Here is a 15,365-nt window from a genome sequence, read left to right as displayed (position 1 = left end):
GACCCTGTGGGAGAGTAGGACGCCGCCGAACAATTATTGCGGGAAGCCCCGCACCAGCCCTTCGGGGCCGGTGCGGGGCTTTTCTGCGTTCACCCGGCGGTCAGGCGAAATTACGGGTGCGGTGGGCCGAGGGGGCGTGGTTGGATCCGCTCTTATGAACGAACACGTGATACGGCCCGTACGGGGCGACGAGTGGAAGAAGGCGAAGGAGCTGCGGCTCCTCGCGTTGCGGGATCCGGCGGCTGCCGTTGCCTTCCTGGAGACGCTGGAGGCGGCGGAGGCTCAGCCGGACGAATTCTGGCAGGGGCGGACGGAACGTGCGAGTGAGGGGCGGGGCGCGCGGCAGTTCATCGCCGAAGCGGCGGACGGGCAGTGGGACGGCTCGGTGACGTTGCTGGTCGAGGCCGGCGGTGTGCCGGACTACTTCGGTGAGGTCGTCGAGCAGGAGCAGGGGCACATGGTCGGCGTGTTCGTGCGGGCCGAGCAGCGGGGGACCGGGCTGACGGAGGCGTTGTTCCGGGCCGCGCTGGAGTGGGCGTGGTCGCTGGAGGAGCCGGAGCTGGAGCGCGTACGGCTGTTCGTGCACGAGGAGAACGCGCGGGCCGAGGCGTTCTACCGGCGGTTCGGCTTCCGGGAGAGCGGGGTGACCGTGCCGATGCCGGGAGACGCGGGCGGGGCGAGGGAGCGGGAGTACGTGTTCCAGAGGCCCGGGCGGGGTTAGCGGCGCCGCGGTCAGCGGTGGTGGTGGGGGCCGGCGGGGGTGAACTCGGCGGCCTCCGGCCAGCGGGCGCGGACCTGTTCCCTGCTCCGGCAGAGGGCGAGAAGGGGGAGGGCGTCGTCCTGGAGGAGCTCGGGGAGCTGCGGGATCGGGGCGACCGCGGCCACGTCGTCCAGGAGGAGGGCGAGTGGTGGGTCGAGCCGACCGTGGGATGACCTTGCAGCCATGCGGCGGCCGTGCTCGACCACGCTTGCGGCGAGTGCGGTCAGCAAGGGCATCGCACCCGGGTGGGTACGGGGGTCTTCCAGGGGTTCACCCACCACGTAGAGGGTTCCCCCCTCGGTGACGAACGATGCCAGGGTCAGCGAATCCGTTCGATTGGGATTGCACGCGTCGCGGATGTGGATCGAGCCGAGGCAGGACAGGGCACGGGCCGTCAGGTGCTGGGCCTGCTCGCGGCGTTCGGGGTGGGCGGTGAGGGCGCTTTCGAGTTCACCGGCGGCGCCGGGGGCGGCCTGCGGGTGGGTGCGGAGGATGCGGACCGGGTCCTGGGCGTTGGTGCCTTGGGCCCAGCGGTGGAGCTGTTTGAAGGGGCGGTCGTCGAGGGCTGCGGCGTGGAGCCAGCTGCGCAGGAGCGTCTCGGCGGTGTCGGCGATGGCGGCGTCCATGCGGGCCGTGGGGCGGACGGGAGCCAGTAGGGCGGTGGCCCGGGCGGCGGCGGTCGCGCGGTCCGCGCAGCCGGTGGTGGGGTTCCAGTGCATGCGGGCCGGGGCGGGGGTGTCGCACAGGTGTGAGGGGTCGTAGAGGAGGACGGGGCCGAGTTTGGCGCGGGCGTCCTTGGTCTCGGACCAGAGGGTGGGGGAGGAGGTGACGACGAGGGCCGCGCCTTCTGTGGAGGCCAGGAAGGTCTTGGCCGCGTCGGTGCGGGTGGTCGGTGGGGCGAAGGCCAGGCGGGTGCCGGTGCCGGTGCCGGTGCTGGGGGTGCCGGCCCCAGGGGCCTGCGCCTCAAACGCCGGCGGGGCTGGAGTGCGTGCCGGGCCGCCGGTGTCGGGTGCGGGTTGAGTGCTGGGGGCGCTGCCCCCAGGCCCCCGCGCCTCAAACGCCGGCGGGGCTGGGTGGTGCGGCGGGGCTGGGTTTGGTGCCGCGCCGGTGTTGGGTGCGGGTTGAGTGCTGGGGGCGCTGCCCCCAGGCCCCCGCGCCTCAAACGCCGGCGGGGCTGGGTAGAGCGGCGGGGCTGGGTGGTGCGGCGGTGTCGGGTGGTGCGGGGGGGCTGGCTGGTGTGACGGGGTACGGGCGGTGGGGGTTTTGGGGCGGGCTTTGGTGCGGGTGATGACGCCCAGGGTGAAGAGGCCGAGGACCAGGAGGATCAGGAGCTGGCTGATGAAGAGGCCCCAGAAGAGGCCCCAGCCGGAGAGGGCGGCGGGGTCGGTGTCGGGCCAGGCCGCGGGGATGTCGTGGGGGTGCGTTATCAGGGCGCGGACGGCCGCCGGGGTGCGGGTGAAGGTGACCGTGTCCGGCCAGGCGCCCTTCGCGAAGAGGGCGGCCAGGCCGGTGGCCGACCAGATCAGGACGGCCAGGCCCAGGAGGAAGGCCAGGAGGCCGACCAAGGCCCCGTCGGGGATGCCGCCGGGGCGCGCGGGTGGATCCGTACGGCGCGGGTCGGGCATGGCTACGCCACCGTGGTCGCCGAGCCGGGGCCGCCGTTGCGGTGGCGTTCCATGTGGAGGGCGCGCTGTTCCGCTTCGAGTTCGGCGGCCAGCAGGTCGTCGGGGAGTTGTGGGGCCGAGGACTCCGTCATGGCGCGGTCGGTGTAGACGAGGGGGCGTTCGGCTTCGGTGATCAGGTGTTTGACGACCTGGACGTTGCCGTTGACGTCCCAGACGGCGATGCCGGGGGTGAGGGTCGGGATGATTTCGACGGCCCAGCGGGGCAGGCCGAGGACGCGGCCGGTGGCGCGGGCTTCGTCGGCCTTCTGGGCGTAGATGGTGCGGGTGGAGGCCATTTTGAGGATGGCGGCGGCCTCTCGGGCGGCTGCTCCGTCCACGACGTCCGAGAGGTGGTGGACGACGGCGACGAAGGACAGACCGAGGCGGCGGCCGAACTTGAGCAGGCGCTGGAACAGTTGTGCGACGAAGGGGCTGTTGATGATGTGCCAGGCCTCTTCGACCAGGAAGATGCGCTTCTTGCGGTCGGGGCGGATCCAGGTGTGTTCCAGCCAGACGCCGACGATCGCCATGAGGATCGGCATGGCGATGGAGTTGCGGTCGATGTGGGACAGGTCGAAGACGATGAGCGGGGCGTCGAGGTCGATGCCGACGGTGGTGGGGCCGTCGAACATGCCGCGCAGGTCGCCGTCGACGAGGCGGTCGAGGACGAGGGCGACGTCGAGGCCCCAGGCCCGGACATCGTCTATGTCGACGTTCATCGCTTCGGCGGATTCGGGCTTGGGGTGGCGCAGCTGTTCCACGATGTCGGTCAGGACGGGCTGGCGGTCGATGATCGTTTCGACGACGTAGGCGTGCGCGACCTTGAGGGCGAAGCCGGAGCGTTCGTCCAGGCCGTGCCCCATGGCGACTTCGATGATGGTGCGCAGCAGCGCGAGCTGCCCGGTCGTGGTGATGGCCGGGTCGAGGGGGTTGAGGCGGATCCCGTCGTCGTTGGCGGCGATGGGGTCCAGGCGGATGGGGGTTATCCCCAGCTGCTGGGCGATGAGGTTCCATTCGCCGACGCCGTCTTCGCCCTGGGCGTCGAGTACGACGACCTGCCGGTCGCGGAAGCGGAGCTGGCGCAGGACGTAGGTCTTCTCCAGGGCGGACTTGCCGTTGCCGGATTCGCCGAGGACCAGCCAGTGGGGGGCGGGGAGCTGCTGCCCGTAGAGCTGGAAGGGGTCGTAGATGTAGCCCTTCCCGCTGTAGACCTCGCGGCCGATGATGACGCCGGAGTCGCCGAGGCCGGGGGCGGCGGTGGGCAGGTAGACGGCCTGGGCCTGGCCGGTGGAGGTGCGTACGGGCAGGCGGGTGGTTTCGACCTTGCCGAAGAGGAAGCTGGTGAAGGCGTCCGTCAGAGCGGACATGGGATCTCGCATGGGCGGCACTTCCCTCCAGCTAGCGTCGGATGCCGGTGGCGAACGGCAAGGTGTTGACGAAGGCGCGGTGGTGCTCGCGGTCGCACCATTCGAGTTTCAGGTAGGACTTGCCGGCGGAGGCGCGGATGGTGCGCTTGTCGCGGGCGAGGGCCTCCGGTGAACGCGAGGACACCGTGATGTACCCGACGAGGTTGACTCCTGCCGCACCGCTGGCCAGATCTTCACCCCTCTGGTCGAGCCGGCCGTGGGCGGCGATGTCGCGCGGGTCGACGGTGCGGTTCATCTTGGCGGCGCGGCTGGCGTCGGCCTCGTCGTTGGTCTTCTCGGTGAGCATGCGCTCGATGGCCACTTCGGTGGGCTCCAGGTCCATGGTGACGGCGACGGTGCGGATGACGTCGGGGGTGTGGACGAGGAGGGGGGCGAGGAAGTTGACGCCGACGGGGGTCATCGGCCATTCCTTCACCCAGGCGGTGGCGTGGCACCAGGGGGCGCGGGTGGAGGACTCGCGGGTCTTGGCCTGGAGGTAGGTGGGTTCGACCGCGTCGAGTTCGGCGGGCCAGGCGTTGCGCTTGGTCATGGCCTGGATGTGGTCGATGGGGTGGTCCGGGTCGTACATGGAGTGCACGAGGGAGGAGAGGCGGCCCTGGCCCAGCGGCTGGCGGACGCGGATGTCGGCTTCGGCGAGGCGGGCGCAGATGTCGGTGAGCTCGCGGGCCATGACGATGGCGAGTCCGGCGTCGCGGTCGAGTTTTCGGCCCTTGTGGGGGGTGGAGGCGCGGGCGATGGTGTGGGCCTCGGCGGCGAGTTCGCGCGTGTAGTGCATGCAGGCGACGAGGTAGGCGCGGTGCTGCTCGCTGGAGGTGGAGACCATCGACTGGAGCTGGTCGTAGGAGTCGCGCAGCCAGACGGGGGCGCTCGCGTCACCGCGCTGGGCGACGTCCTTGGCGTGGGCGTCGGGGTCGGCGGGGAGGGTGCGGGCGAGCATCTGGAGGCGGGTGACGAACCCGTCGCCGTTGGCCACGTGCTTGAGGAGGGTGCCGAAGCGGTCGACGAGGGCTTCCTGGTCCTCGCTGTCGCGCAGGCCGACGCCGGGGCCCTCGATCTCGATGGCGGCGGTGACGGTGCGGCGGTCGGCGTGGAGGAGGACGGCGATCTCGTCGGGGCCGAAGGGTGCGGCGAGCCAGTTGATGCGGCCGATGCCGGGGGGCGGGCCGACTTCGACCTCGCGGCCGTCGAAGGCGCGGGTGCCGGCTTCGACGGCGCCCGAGCGGTAGGTGGCGCCGCGGCGCAGGGTGCGCTTGTAGCTGCGGTTGATCTCGAACCACTTGTAGAAGGTGCGGCCCTTGTAGGGGACGTACACGGCGGCGAGCGCGAGCAGGGGGAAGCCGGCGAGGCTCACGATGCGCAGGGCGAGGTCGGGGACGAGCAGTCCGCTCATCATGCCGAAGAACGCGCCGACGACGATCAGGGCGATCTCGCCGGTTTCGCGGTTCTTGCCGACGATCGCGTTCGGCCGGGCGCGGCCGATGAGATACGTGCGGCGGGGCGCGACCGGGTGGAGCTGGTGGGACTGGGTCGTCAACGCCCGTCACCTCCTGTGTTCCTCGTACTCGATCCAGTGCGGGGCGCGGGTGCGGCGGAGGGGACAGTTCCGCCGCCGGATCCGCCGCCGGTGGGGCGGCTGCTGTGGGCGGCCACGCCTCCGGAGATGGGGTTGGCGGGGCGGGGGGCGCCGCCGCCTTCGCCGCCGCCGGCGCGGTGGGCGCCGCGGCTGCTGTGTGTCTTGATGCCCTGGGAGACGAGGGAGGCCGGGGAGCTGATGACGGCGGCTGCCTGGGCGCCGTCGGTGGCCTTGCTGCGGTTGGAGCGGGCGGAGGCGATCTCGTCGCCGAAGCCGGGGACGAAGCGGTAGATCATGGCGGAGGCGAAGATCGCGAGCAGGATGATCGCGAGGCCGGAGACGACGGCGGAGAACGCGTCGGGGCCCTTGTCGCCGGCGAGGGCCCCGGCGAGGCCGAGGACGATGACGATGACCGGTTTGACGAGGATGACGGCGATCATGATGCCGGCCCAGCGGCGGACGTGGCCCCACATGTTGCGGTCGACGAGGCCGGCGTAGACGACGGTGCCGAGGAGGGCGCCGACGTAGAGGAGCGCGGCGCGGATGACGAGCTCCAGCCACAGCACGCCGGCGGCGAGGACGGTGACGAGGGCGACGACGATCAGCATGATCGGGCCGCCGCCGATGTCGTCGCCCTTCTTGAGGGCTTCGGCGAACGAGCCGAAGAAGACGTCGCCCTGGCTGCCGGTGGCGGTGGCGATGACCTGGGTGACGGCGTCGGTGGCGGAGACGACGGTGTAGAGGATGAGGGGGGTGAAGGCCGAGGCGAGGACGGTCAGCCAGAGGAAGCCGATGGCTTCGGACATGGCGGTGGCGAGGGGGACGCCGCGGATGGCGCGCTTGGCGACGGCGAGGAGCCACAGGACGAGGGTCAGGACGGTGCTGGCCGCGAAGACGACCGCGTACTGCTGGAGGAAGGCGGGGTTGGTGAAGTCGACGGTGGCCGTGCCCTTGATGGCGGAGCCGAGTTTGCCGACGATCCAGGAGGCGGCGTCGGCGCAGCCCTTGGCGAGGGAGGCGAGGGGGTTGATGGCGTCGGGGGTGTTGGTGGTGAGGCCGGTGTTGGGGCTGCCGGTGGCGCTGCCGCCGACGCTGCGTTCGCAGGATTCCTTGAGCGGGCCGATGACGCCTTCGCACTTGCCGCTCTGGGTGGCGGAGGTGCTGGGCGCGGGGGTGGTCGTCGGCGGCGGGGTGGGTGCGGCGAAGGCCCGGGCGGACAGCAGGACCAGTGCGGTCTGGACGGCGGTCAGGGCCGCGGCGATGCGGAAGGGGCGGCGGCTACCGGGCATAGGTGAACCCTCCGAACTCCTTGACGGCCTTGCTGATGTCGTCGGACGTGGAGGCGGGGACGTCGCCGGGGACGGGGGCGGGGCCGTCCTGCTGGGTGTCCGCGCCGATCTTCCAGTCCTCGCCGGCCCAGGACAGCTCGAACGTCCAGGTCTTCCAGGTGGTGCGTACGGGGTCGGTGGACTTGGGGCCCGACATGCCGAGCAGGCCCGTGTACCAGACGGCGACCTTCGCGTTGGTGGGGCTGTAGCTCTCGACGCGGGTGCCGATGGGGACGGCGCGGGTGACGAAGGTGCTGCCCTGCGGGGGGTTGCCGTCGGCGTCGAGGCCGAGGCTGGTGAGGAAGGCGGGCGTGTACGCGGAGTCCTGGGCGCCCTTGCGGGCGGCGGCCGCTTCCGGGGTGTAGAGGGCGTCCATGATCGCGTGGCGGAGGTCCCGCTTGAGCATGGCGTCCGAGCCGAGGGCGACCGCGTAGTTGGCGGCCGCGGACTGGGCGCCTTGTTCGGTGTGGGCGAAGCCGCGGGGGATGCCGTTGGTCTTGGTGTCCACGGGGCGGGTGCCGGTCGGGGAGGTGGGGGCGGTGGACGGGGGCTTGTCCGAGGCGGTGGGCGGGGTGGTGTCGCCCGACTGGTTCGCGAAGGCGATGGCGGCGACGAGGAGGACCACGACGCCGACCACCGTGATCAGCCCGCGGGAGGCCCGAGGAGTGCGGCGGGGGGCGCCGTAGGCGTCGGAGGGGGCGTCGGGGAGGCGGGTACGGGTCTGGCCCGTGCCGCCGACCTCGCCGTAGCCGCCGCCACCGTACTGGTCGTCGTTGCTCATCGTGTGTCCGCCCCCTCCGCGTCGTACGACGGTAGCGCTCGTTGCCGCGTGGCCGCGGCGCGTTGATTCGCCATCAGGTACGACGGCCGGCGGGCGGCACGGCTAGACGGCCATTCCGTAGACGATCGTGAAGAGGGTGCCCAGGGAGCCGATGATGAAGACGCCCGTGAGCCCGGCCACGATCAGGCCCTTGCCCTGTTCCGCGCTGAACGTGTCGCGCAGTGCGGTCGCGCCGATGCGCTGTTTGGCGGCGCCCCAGATGGCGATGCCGAGGCAGAGGAGGATCGCGACGGCCATGACCACCTCGACCATGACCTTCGCTTCGTTGCCGAGACTGCCGAACGGCCCCCAGTTCGGGGCGATTCCGCCGATGATGGTGGTGATGTCGCCCTTTTCGGCTGCCAGGATCATGTAACTCACCGCCCCAGTATGGGTAGTTCCGGTAGCCCGTGCCCGACGGCAGGGGTTACGCACTATCTTCGCTGATGAAACCTGCCCAGTCGTCGACTTGGCGGCTCTCTTTACCCGATCTCCCGGGCCGGTCCCCGCCTCGTTGCCCTGACCTGGGCGGAGGTGGTGTGCATGCGGAAGAACGTATGGTCACTCTGTGTATCACGGTGGGTGACGCCGGGCAATGACTGCCGTCGCGGCGCGGGCTGCCGGTCGCCCGGGGCGGGCGGGTGCGCGGCGGCTCAGGCCCAGTGGGCGGGGCGGGTCAGGGAGGCGGGGATGCGGGTGGCGGGCGAGCCGTGGGCGGCGTTCAGCTGGGGCTGGGTGAGGAAAAGGGCGTCCCGCAGGTCGGCGCCGGAGAGGTCGGCGTCGCGGAAGTCCGCGCCGATCAGGTCGGCGGTGCGCAGGTCGGCGCCGGAGAGGTCGGCGGCGATCAGGTAGGCACCGCGCAGGTTGGCGCCGCGCAGGTCGGCGCCGCGGAGGCGGGCGCCCATCAGGTCGGCGCCGCGGTGGTTCTTCTTGCGGCCGGGCGCGGTGGCGCGGACCAGTTCGCTCGTCCGCAGCAGGAGGGTGTTGATGTCCTGGCGCAGGGCGCCCACGTCGAAGGGGGCCAGGGTGTCGGCGTCGGCGCGGGTGGCTTCGGTGGTCGTGGCGAGCGCCGCGCGCAGGTCATCGTGGAGGGGGGCGGCCGCGGGGAGGGCGAGGGCCTCGGTGAGGTAGTACAGCAGCTCGTGCAGCTGCCGCATGACGGGGAAGACCTCGAACATCTGGCGGGCGGTGCCGGGGTGGGCGCGCCAGTCGCGGCCGCCGAAGGTGACCTGGGAGACCTGCTGGCCGGCGCCGAAGCAGTCGAAGACGGTGCAGCCCTGGAAGCCCTTGTCGCGCAGCCCGGTGTGGATGCCGCAGCGGAAGTCCTGCCGGAGGTTGCGGCAGGGGGTTCCGGCGGTCTTGTCCATGGCGAAGTCGGCGGACTTGGCGAAGGGGAGGGCGACGCAGCAGAGCGCGAAGCAGTTGGCGCAGTCGGCGCGCAGGGCGGGGGCGGAGGTGGTCGACACCGCTCCATTGTCCCTTGCCGTGAACCTCGGCTGGGGGGGGCGCAGGGGGTGGTGCCGGTGGTTACCAATGGGTAGCGTGCGGGGCATGGGTGCTGCTGAGGGGTTCTTCGAGCGGATCGACACCGGGCGCTTCCTGGCCACCGCCTCCACGCGCGGGCCGTGGGACGAGCGCTCCCAGCACGCCGGGCCGCCCGCTGCGCTGCTGGGGCGGGCCGTCGAGGAGCGGGACGGCGCGCGGCAGGACATGCGGATCGCGCGGATCACGTACGAGATCCTGCGGCCGGTGCCGATCGGCGAGCTGGAGGTCACCACCAGCGTGGTGCGGGCGGGCCGCGGTACCGAGGTGGTGGAGGCCGTCCTCGCCCCGGCCGGGGGCGCGCCGGTGATGCTCGCGCGGGCCCTGCGGATCCGGGTCGCGCGGGAGGCGCTGCCGGCGGTGGCGCCGGGGCCGCAGCTGCCCCCGCCCGGCGAGGTGGCGCAGACCCCCTTCGAGCTGCCGTGGGAGCGGGGCTACCACACGGCCATGGAGACCCGCTTCGCCGCCGGGGCGTTCCTGGAGCCGGGGCCGGGGACCTGCTGGATGCGGATGAGGGTGCCGCTGATCGCGGGGGAGGAGATCCGTCCGCTGGACCGGGTGCTGGTCGCCGCCGACTCGGGCAACGGGATCAGCGCGGTGCTGGACTTCGCCGGCTACGTCTTCGTCAACGGTGACCTCACCGTCCACCTGCACCGCCACCCGGTGGGGGAGTGGGTGTGCGTGGAGGCCGGTACGAGCGTGGACGCGGCCGGGATCGGCCTCGCCGACGCGCGCCTGCACGACGAGAAGGGGCCCATCGGGCGCAGCGCGCAGAGCCTGTTCGTCGCGCCGAGGTAGGGGTGCCCGCGTAGGGCGGCCGCGGAGGCCGGTCCCCGGCGCCGGGTGTCCGTCGTGGCCGAGGTGTGGTTTCGGCCAGCGCGTGGCCGGGATGGTCCGGAAGGCTTTTGCGTGCGCCGACGACCCCGGAGACTGGATGTCGGATGTTCCGGCTTACGGGTGGGTTAGTCGGGTCATCGGCGCGGGAGACGGGAATAACCCGTCGAAAACGGGCGGGGTGGGGGAGGGTTGACGGGTGCGCAGATTCTGGATGGCCGGCGGGATCGGAATCGGAGTGGCCCTGAGCTTCCTGGTGCTGCTCGTCGTGGGGACGTACTCGGCGGCCGCGGGGCTGGTGGGCGCGGAGGCCGGCGGGCGGGCCTTGGGGCTCGCGAAGGGCGCCGTACCGGGCAAGTACCAGCCCCTGGTGCAGAAATGGGGCACCCTGTGCCCGGCGATCAGCCCGGCGTTGCTGGCCGCGCAGCTGTACTCGGAGAGCGGCTGGAACCCCAATGCCGTCAGCCCGGCGGACGCGCGGGGCATCGCCCAGTTCATCCCGGGGACCTGGGCCGGGCACGGGGTGGACGGCGACGGTGACGGCGACCGCGACATCTGGGACCCCAACGACGCGATCCCGTCGGCTGCTTCGTACGACTGCGAGCTGGCCAAGGACGTGGCGGGGGTGGGCGGCGACCCGACGGGGAACATGCTCGCGGCGTACAACGCGGGCTCGTACGCGGTCATCAAGTACGGCGGGGTGCCTCCGTACGCGGAAACGCAGGGGTACGTAAAGACGATTACCACCCTGGCCAAGAGCTTCGAGCGGCCGCTGGGGCGGGTCTCGCCGTCACAACAGGCCTCCGGGGCACTGTACTTCGCGCAGAAGCAGCTGGGGACCCCGTACCTGTGGGGCGGCAACGGAACGCCCGATCAGGACGGGCGGTTCGACTGCTCGGGGCTGACCAAGGCGGCGTACGAGTCGGTGGGCGTCGAGCTGCCGCGGGTCGCCAACGACCAGTACAACGCCGGGCCGCACCCCTCGCGTGCGGAGCTGCTGCCCGGGGATCTGGTCTTCTTCTCCGACGATCTGACGAACTCTCGGGATATCCGGCACGTCGGGATCTACGTGGGCGGCGGCTACATGATCAACGCCCCGTACACGGGTGCGGTGATCCGCTTCGACAAGATCGACACGCCTGACTACTTCGGTGCGACCCGGGTCACCAAGGACGGTGCGGAGGCGCTTCCGGAGCGTACGCCGGAGGCCCGGAGCGCGTCGTGACGGTCCGTTAAGCATAGGCCCTGAGCTGCGACGATCAGTCACTCTTGGATAACGTTGGAGTGATCATCCCGTGGAGAGTGGAACGTACGTGCCACGACGGGCGTTCCATGGGCACAGGAGCTGATCGGCGAGGTTGACGGGCGTGCGCCGGGTGCGTCCGCACGGACCTAGGCAAGGGCAAGGGACCGCATCACCATGGCTGGACTCACGACCGGTGGGCCGAACGTGGATGTAAGCCTGCTGTACGAGATCAACGGCCTGGCCCGGCACGCGCCGGACTGGGCCGACCGCGCGGTGAGCCTCCTCGGCGACTACGGGATCCCGCTGGCGATGGTCCTGATGGTGCTGTGGTGCTGGCGCGGGGTGCGGCGGGAGCGGCAGCGGTCGGACGAGGCGGGCGCGGCCGAGTCGCTCGCCGCGCTGGTGTGGGCGCCGCTGGCGGCGGGGATCGCGCTGCTGGTGAACGTGCCGTTGCGGGGGCTCGTGGGGCGGCCGCGGCCGTTCCTCCAGCACGAGGGGCTGGAGGTGGTGGGCGGAGCGGTCCACGGCTTCGGCGGGGCCGGGTTCTCGTTCGTCAGCGATCACGCGGCGGTGGTGATGGCGCTGGGGGTCGGGATCTTCATGGCGAACCGGCGGCTCGGGCTGCTGGGGATCGGGCTGGCGGTGGTGGAAGGGCTCTGCCGCGTGTACATGGGCGTGCACTACCCGACGGACGTGCTGGGCGGGCTGGCGCTGGGGACGGCGGTGGTGCTGGTGCCGGCGCCGGTGGCGATGGCGGTGCTGGGTCCGCTTCTGCGCGGGCGGGGGCGGGGCGTCGTGGCGCGGACGGTGGCCGTCGAGGTGGAGGCGGGGGAGAAGGACCTCGCGGCGTAGGCGGCCCGGTCCCGGCTGCGCCGGGCTGTGCGCCGCTCGGCCCCCTGGCCCGGGCCTCACACGTCCTCGGCTGCCCCTGGGAGGTGCCCGGCGGGGCCGGAGGGTGCGGCCGGCCGGTGGGTGCGGCGCGGCTGATCGCGCGGCAGGGCCGGATCAGTCGTCCTTCTCGTCGCGGCGGTAGCGGGAGCGCAGCCAAAGGCCCGTGGCGATGGCGGCCGCCGTGGTGACGGCGATGGCCAGGGCCACGTCGGCCGGGCCGTCTGCGGAGCCGACCGGGCGGGCCCAGGCCGGGGGCGGGGGCAGGGCGATGAGCGACATGGCCCAGGCGAGCGCCGCCGCGCATCGGTGCCCCCGTCGAGGTCCTGGCATGAGTCAAGGGCAACCGGCGCAGCGCGGACCGGCCAGCCGGGGCCGTCCGAACGGGGGATGCCCCGTGCGGCCGCGAGCAGCCCCGACGGCCTGGTTCTGGAGACGGGCCCGGGAGGCGGGCCGAGGAGACGGGCCCGGGTGACGGGCCGAGGAGGCGGGCCCGGGAGGCGGGCCCGGAAGGGGGGGGTTCAGCCCGCCGGGTGGCGGGTGGCGTCGCGGCGGGCCAGGTCTCTGGAGCGGCGGGCCGGACCGGTCCAGCCGCAGCTGCATACGGCCAGGCAGAACGAGCCGCGTTCGGCGGTGCTCGTGGTGTGTGCGGGCTTGCCCCCGTCGCGGGCAAGCGGAGTGCTCAGGCTCGCTTTGGTGTGCGGGTCCACGCCACCACGGTACCCGGACCGGGCCGCCCCCGGAACCGCCGCCGCCCGTGACGGGAAACCCCGGACCTCGTTAAACGGAACGGGTGGGGCCTCGGGCAAGCAGCGGGCACGCGTTGGGGGTTGGCAGGCGATGGTGGTGCACCAGCACAGGCGGCGACGAGGGCGTGCGGGTGAGGCGGTGCTAGCCGTCGGCGTCGCGCTGACCATGGCTGCGATGAGCGGCTGTGGCGGGCGGGCGAGCGGCGACGACCGCCCCCCGCAGGACCCGGCCGCCGTGGTCCGCGGCGCCGCCGACGCGCTCACCGGTGCCGGCAGCGCGCAGGCCCGTACGGCGATGGAAATGGCGACCGGCGGAACCCGGGTCACCATCCGCGGCGAGGGCGGTGTCGACTTCAAGAACCGGATGGGCCAGCTGCTGGTGATGCTCCCCGCCGATGTGACCGGCAAGGCGGAGCACCGCCCCATCACCGAACTCCTCGTACCCGGCGCGCTCTACATGAAGAACCGCGGGGCGGGCGTCCCCGACGACAAGTGGGTCCGTGTCGACACGACGACCCTCGCGGACGGGAACCTGGTCACCGGCGGCGCCACCGACCCGTTGGCCGCCGCCGAGCTGCTGCGGGGAGCGCAGCAGGTCACGTACGTCGGCGAGACCGACCTGGCGGGCACCAAGGTGCGGCACTACCAGGGCACCACCGACATCGGGCGGGCCGCGAAGAGCGCGTCACCGGGCGTCAGGGGAGCGCTGGAGGCCGCGGCGAAAGGGTTCAGCAAGGACACCGTCCCGTTCGACGTGTACCTGGACATGGAGGGGCGGCTGCGCAAGGTCCGGCACCGCTTCAGCTACGTCAACAATGGCGTGATCGATGTGTCGTCGACCACGCTGCTCTACGGTTTCGGGACTCCGGTGACCGTCAAATTGCCGCCAAGCGGGGACATTTACGCCGGGAAGATCGCCGGATAGCCGGACCGTGGGGTGGCGGCGGTGCGATCGGGTCATGCCCCGGTATCCGGAAATGGTCCATCCGAGTCATGCGCGGCGCGAGGGGCGCTCCCTACGCTGGAAGCCGGGCGGCAAGCAAGCGGCAGAGAGAGGTGACACGCGTGACTCCCGTGTGCGGTACGACGGTGCAGGACCACGTGGCGCTTGCCGAGATCGAGCTGTGCGGTGAGCTGATCATCGCGGCCTCGGCGGCGGGCGAGGACCGGCTGAGTCAGGACCGGATCGACGAAGTGCTGATGGGCATCGGGCTCTGAGACCCGAGGGCCGCAGGGCGACCGGCCCGAGGCGACCGCCCGGAAGGCAGCTCCCGGAAGGCAGTCGGCCGGAAGGCAGCTCCCGGAAGGCGACCGCCCGGAAGGCAGCCGGCCGCGGCGGCGGTCGGCCGCCGGGGCCCGCGGAGGGTGCTCAGGTACGCAGCAGGCGGGCGATCGCCTTCGTCGCTTCCTCGACCTTGGCGTCGATCTCGGTTCCGCCCTTGACGGCCGCGTCCGCAACGCAGTGCCGCAGGTGCTCTTCCAGCAGCTGGAGCGCGAAGGACTGGAGCGCCTTCGTGCTCGCCGAGACCTGGGTGAGTATGTCGATGCAGTAGACGTCCTCGTCGACCAGGCGCTGGAGACCGCGGATCTGCCCCTCGATCCGGCGCAGGCGCTTGAGGTGCTCGTCCTTCTGGTGGTGGTAGCCGTGGACGGGCGCCGCGGCGACCCCGCCGGCTCCGGGGCCTTCCGCCTCGATGGTCGTCATGCGTCCTCCCGTGGTCCGGACGAGGGATGGATACCGGTGATGTATACCCCTCGTGGGTATAGGGTACTGGGCCGCGCCCGCGCGGGCGGGGGTCCGTGCTCCCCACTGTGCCTGATGGAGGACACTGGGGAACCGCCGGTTAGCCGTGGCCGGGGGATGCGCCTAGCATCAGCCTGACCGAATCCAATGCACCCCGAGGACCTCACGTGCGATTTCGTCTGACCCCCAGGGAGACGAGCTTCTACGACATGTTCGCCGCATCCGCGGACAACATCGTCACGGGCTCGAAGCTCCTGATGGAACTGCTCGGAGCGGACTCCTCCGCCCGGGCCGAGATCGCGGAGCGGATGCGGGCTGCGGAGCACGCGGGGGATGACGCCACCCACGCGATCTTCCACCAGCTGAACTCCTCCTTCATCACGCCGTTCGACCGCGAGGACATCTACAGCCTGGCGTCCTGCCTCGACGACATCATGGACTTCATGGAGGAGGCGGTCGACCTGGTCGTCCTCTACAACGTGGAGGAGCTGCCGAAGGGCGTCGAGCAGCAGATCGAGGTCCTGGCGCGGGCCGCCGAGCTGACCGCCGAGGCCATGCCGCACCTGCGCACCATGGACAACCTGACCGAGTACTGGATCGAGGTCAACCGCCTCGAGAACCAGGCCGACCAGATCCACCGCAAGCTGCTCGCCCAGCTCTTCAACGGCAAGTACGACGCCATCGAGGTGCTGAAGCTCAAGCAGATCGTCGACGTGCTGGAAGAGGCCGCCGACGCGTTCGAGCACGTCGCGAACACGGTGGAGACCATCGCGGTCAAGGAGTCCTGAAC

17 protein-coding genes are annotated in these 15,365 nt (G+C 71.8%); 7 read left to right on the top strand and 10 right to left on the bottom strand.

Translation table 11 applies throughout. The features are described 5' to 3' along the window. Positions 1 to 154: 154 nt before the first annotated feature. Complete coding sequence (locus ACIA6C_RS10970) at positions 155 to 721, top strand: GNAT family N-acetyltransferase (protein WP_399274400.1); 567 nt, start codon at positions 155 to 157, stop codon at positions 719 to 721. A gap of 11 nt (positions 722 to 732) precedes the next feature. Here ACIA6C_RS10970 and ACIA6C_RS10965 read toward each other — a convergent pair whose 3' ends face one another. The 7 genes from ACIA6C_RS10965 to ACIA6C_RS10935 form a co-directional block, all read right to left on the bottom strand. After that, complete coding sequence (locus ACIA6C_RS10965; RefSeq protein WP_399274398.1) at positions 733 to 2,385, bottom strand: type VI secretion protein; 1,653 nt, start codon at positions 2,383 to 2,385, stop codon at positions 733 to 735. 2 nt (positions 2,386 to 2,387) lie between these two features. Beyond that, positions 2,388 to 3,803 (bottom strand): ATP-binding protein, encoded by a 1,416-nt coding sequence (locus ACIA6C_RS10960; RefSeq protein WP_329196955.1) that lies wholly within the window; start codon positions 3,801 to 3,803, stop codon positions 2,388 to 2,390. A 19-nt stretch (positions 3,804 to 3,822) separates the two neighbouring features. Further along, the gene (locus tag ACIA6C_RS10955; protein ID WP_399274396.1) at positions 3,823 to 5,385 is read right to left on the bottom strand and encodes an SCO6880 family protein; all 1,563 of its coding nucleotides are present in this window, start codon (positions 5,383 to 5,385) and stop codon (positions 3,823 to 3,825) included. Continuing rightward, the gene (locus tag ACIA6C_RS10950; RefSeq protein WP_399274394.1) at positions 5,382 to 6,713 is read right to left on the bottom strand and encodes a hypothetical protein; all 1,332 of its coding nucleotides are present in this window, start codon (positions 6,711 to 6,713) and stop codon (positions 5,382 to 5,384) included. Before ACIA6C_RS10950 ends, ACIA6C_RS10955 begins: the two co-directional genes overlap by 4 nt. Further along, a complete protein-coding gene (locus ACIA6C_RS10945) occupies positions 6,703 to 7,533 on the bottom strand; it encodes a hypothetical protein (RefSeq protein ID WP_399274392.1) in 831 nt (276 codons plus the stop codon). The genes ACIA6C_RS10950 and ACIA6C_RS10945 overlap by 11 nt, the downstream gene beginning before the upstream one ends. A gap of 102 nt (positions 7,534 to 7,635) precedes the next feature. Next, complete coding sequence (locus ACIA6C_RS10940) at positions 7,636 to 7,944, bottom strand: hypothetical protein (RefSeq protein WP_136213834.1); 309 nt, start codon at positions 7,942 to 7,944, stop codon at positions 7,636 to 7,638. A 281-nt stretch (positions 7,945 to 8,225) separates the two neighbouring features. Continuing rightward, positions 8,226 to 9,038 (bottom strand): pentapeptide repeat-containing protein, encoded by an 813-nt coding sequence (locus ACIA6C_RS10935; protein ID WP_399274391.1) that lies wholly within the window; start codon positions 9,036 to 9,038, stop codon positions 8,226 to 8,228. An 85-nt stretch (positions 9,039 to 9,123) separates the two neighbouring features. Here ACIA6C_RS10935 and ACIA6C_RS10930 point away from each other — a divergent pair, with 85 nt between their 5' ends. From ACIA6C_RS10930 to ACIA6C_RS10920, 3 genes are all read left to right on the top strand, one after another. After that, on the top strand, positions 9,124 to 9,912 hold the full coding sequence (locus tag ACIA6C_RS10930) for a thioesterase family protein (protein WP_399274389.1): 789 nt from the start codon (positions 9,124 to 9,126) through the stop codon (positions 9,910 to 9,912). A 250-nt stretch (positions 9,913 to 10,162) separates the two neighbouring features. Next, positions 10,163 to 11,173, top strand: a complete 1,011-nt coding sequence (locus tag ACIA6C_RS10925) for an NlpC/P60 family protein (RefSeq protein WP_399274569.1) — start codon at positions 10,163 to 10,165, stop codon at positions 11,171 to 11,173. 195 nt (positions 11,174 to 11,368) lie between these two features. Beyond that, entirely contained in the window at positions 11,369 to 12,046 is a 678-nt protein-coding gene (locus ACIA6C_RS10920) for a phosphatase PAP2 family protein (RefSeq protein ID WP_399274387.1), read from the top strand. Between the two features lie 153 nt (positions 12,047 to 12,199). On the opposite strand, the gene ACIA6C_RS10915 is transcribed toward ACIA6C_RS10920, so the two are convergent. Both ACIA6C_RS10915 and ACIA6C_RS10910 read right to left on the bottom strand, forming a co-directional pair. Further along, positions 12,200 to 12,415, bottom strand: coding sequence for a hypothetical protein (locus ACIA6C_RS10915; RefSeq protein WP_399274385.1), 216 nt, complete (start codon positions 12,413 to 12,415; stop codon positions 12,200 to 12,202). 188 nt (positions 12,416 to 12,603) lie between these two features. Beyond that, positions 12,604 to 12,792, bottom strand: a complete 189-nt coding sequence (locus tag ACIA6C_RS10910) for a hypothetical protein (protein WP_399274383.1) — start codon at positions 12,790 to 12,792, stop codon at positions 12,604 to 12,606. 130 nt (positions 12,793 to 12,922) lie between these two features. Here ACIA6C_RS10910 and ACIA6C_RS10905 point away from each other — a divergent pair, with 130 nt between their 5' ends. Together ACIA6C_RS10905 and ACIA6C_RS10900 are read left to right on the top strand one after the other, a co-directional pair. Beyond that, positions 12,923 to 13,756: a hypothetical protein gene (locus ACIA6C_RS10905; RefSeq protein ID WP_361138297.1), complete on the top strand. Its 834-nt coding sequence runs from the start codon at positions 12,923 to 12,925 to the stop codon at positions 13,754 to 13,756. Positions 13,757 to 13,896: 140 nt separating this feature from the next. Next, positions 13,897 to 14,049 carry a hypothetical protein gene (locus ACIA6C_RS10900; protein WP_329202663.1) on the top strand — a complete coding sequence of 51 codons (153 nt, stop codon included), beginning with the start codon at positions 13,897 to 13,899 and terminating at the stop codon, positions 14,047 to 14,049. A 151-nt stretch (positions 14,050 to 14,200) separates the two neighbouring features. On the opposite strand, the gene ACIA6C_RS10895 is transcribed toward ACIA6C_RS10900, so the two are convergent. Beyond that, positions 14,201 to 14,536 (bottom strand): metal-sensitive transcriptional regulator, encoded by a 336-nt coding sequence (locus tag ACIA6C_RS10895; RefSeq protein ID WP_329196972.1) that lies wholly within the window; start codon positions 14,534 to 14,536, stop codon positions 14,201 to 14,203. Positions 14,537 to 14,742: 206 nt separating this feature from the next. On the opposite strand from ACIA6C_RS10895, the gene ACIA6C_RS10890 reads away from it, so the two are divergent. Continuing rightward, complete coding sequence (locus ACIA6C_RS10890; protein ID WP_399274380.1) at positions 14,743 to 15,363, top strand: DUF47 domain-containing protein; 621 nt, start codon at positions 14,743 to 14,745, stop codon at positions 15,361 to 15,363. The last annotated feature ends 2 nt before the right edge of the window (positions 15,364 to 15,365 follow it).

The organism is Streptomyces sp. NPDC051578, assembly GCF_044454045.1.
Classification (GTDB): Bacteria; Actinomycetota; Actinomycetes; order Streptomycetales; family Streptomycetaceae; genus Streptomyces.
The sequence above is the reverse complement of the archived record's forward strand: the minus strand, read 5'-3'. Positions and strand labels throughout refer to the sequence as shown.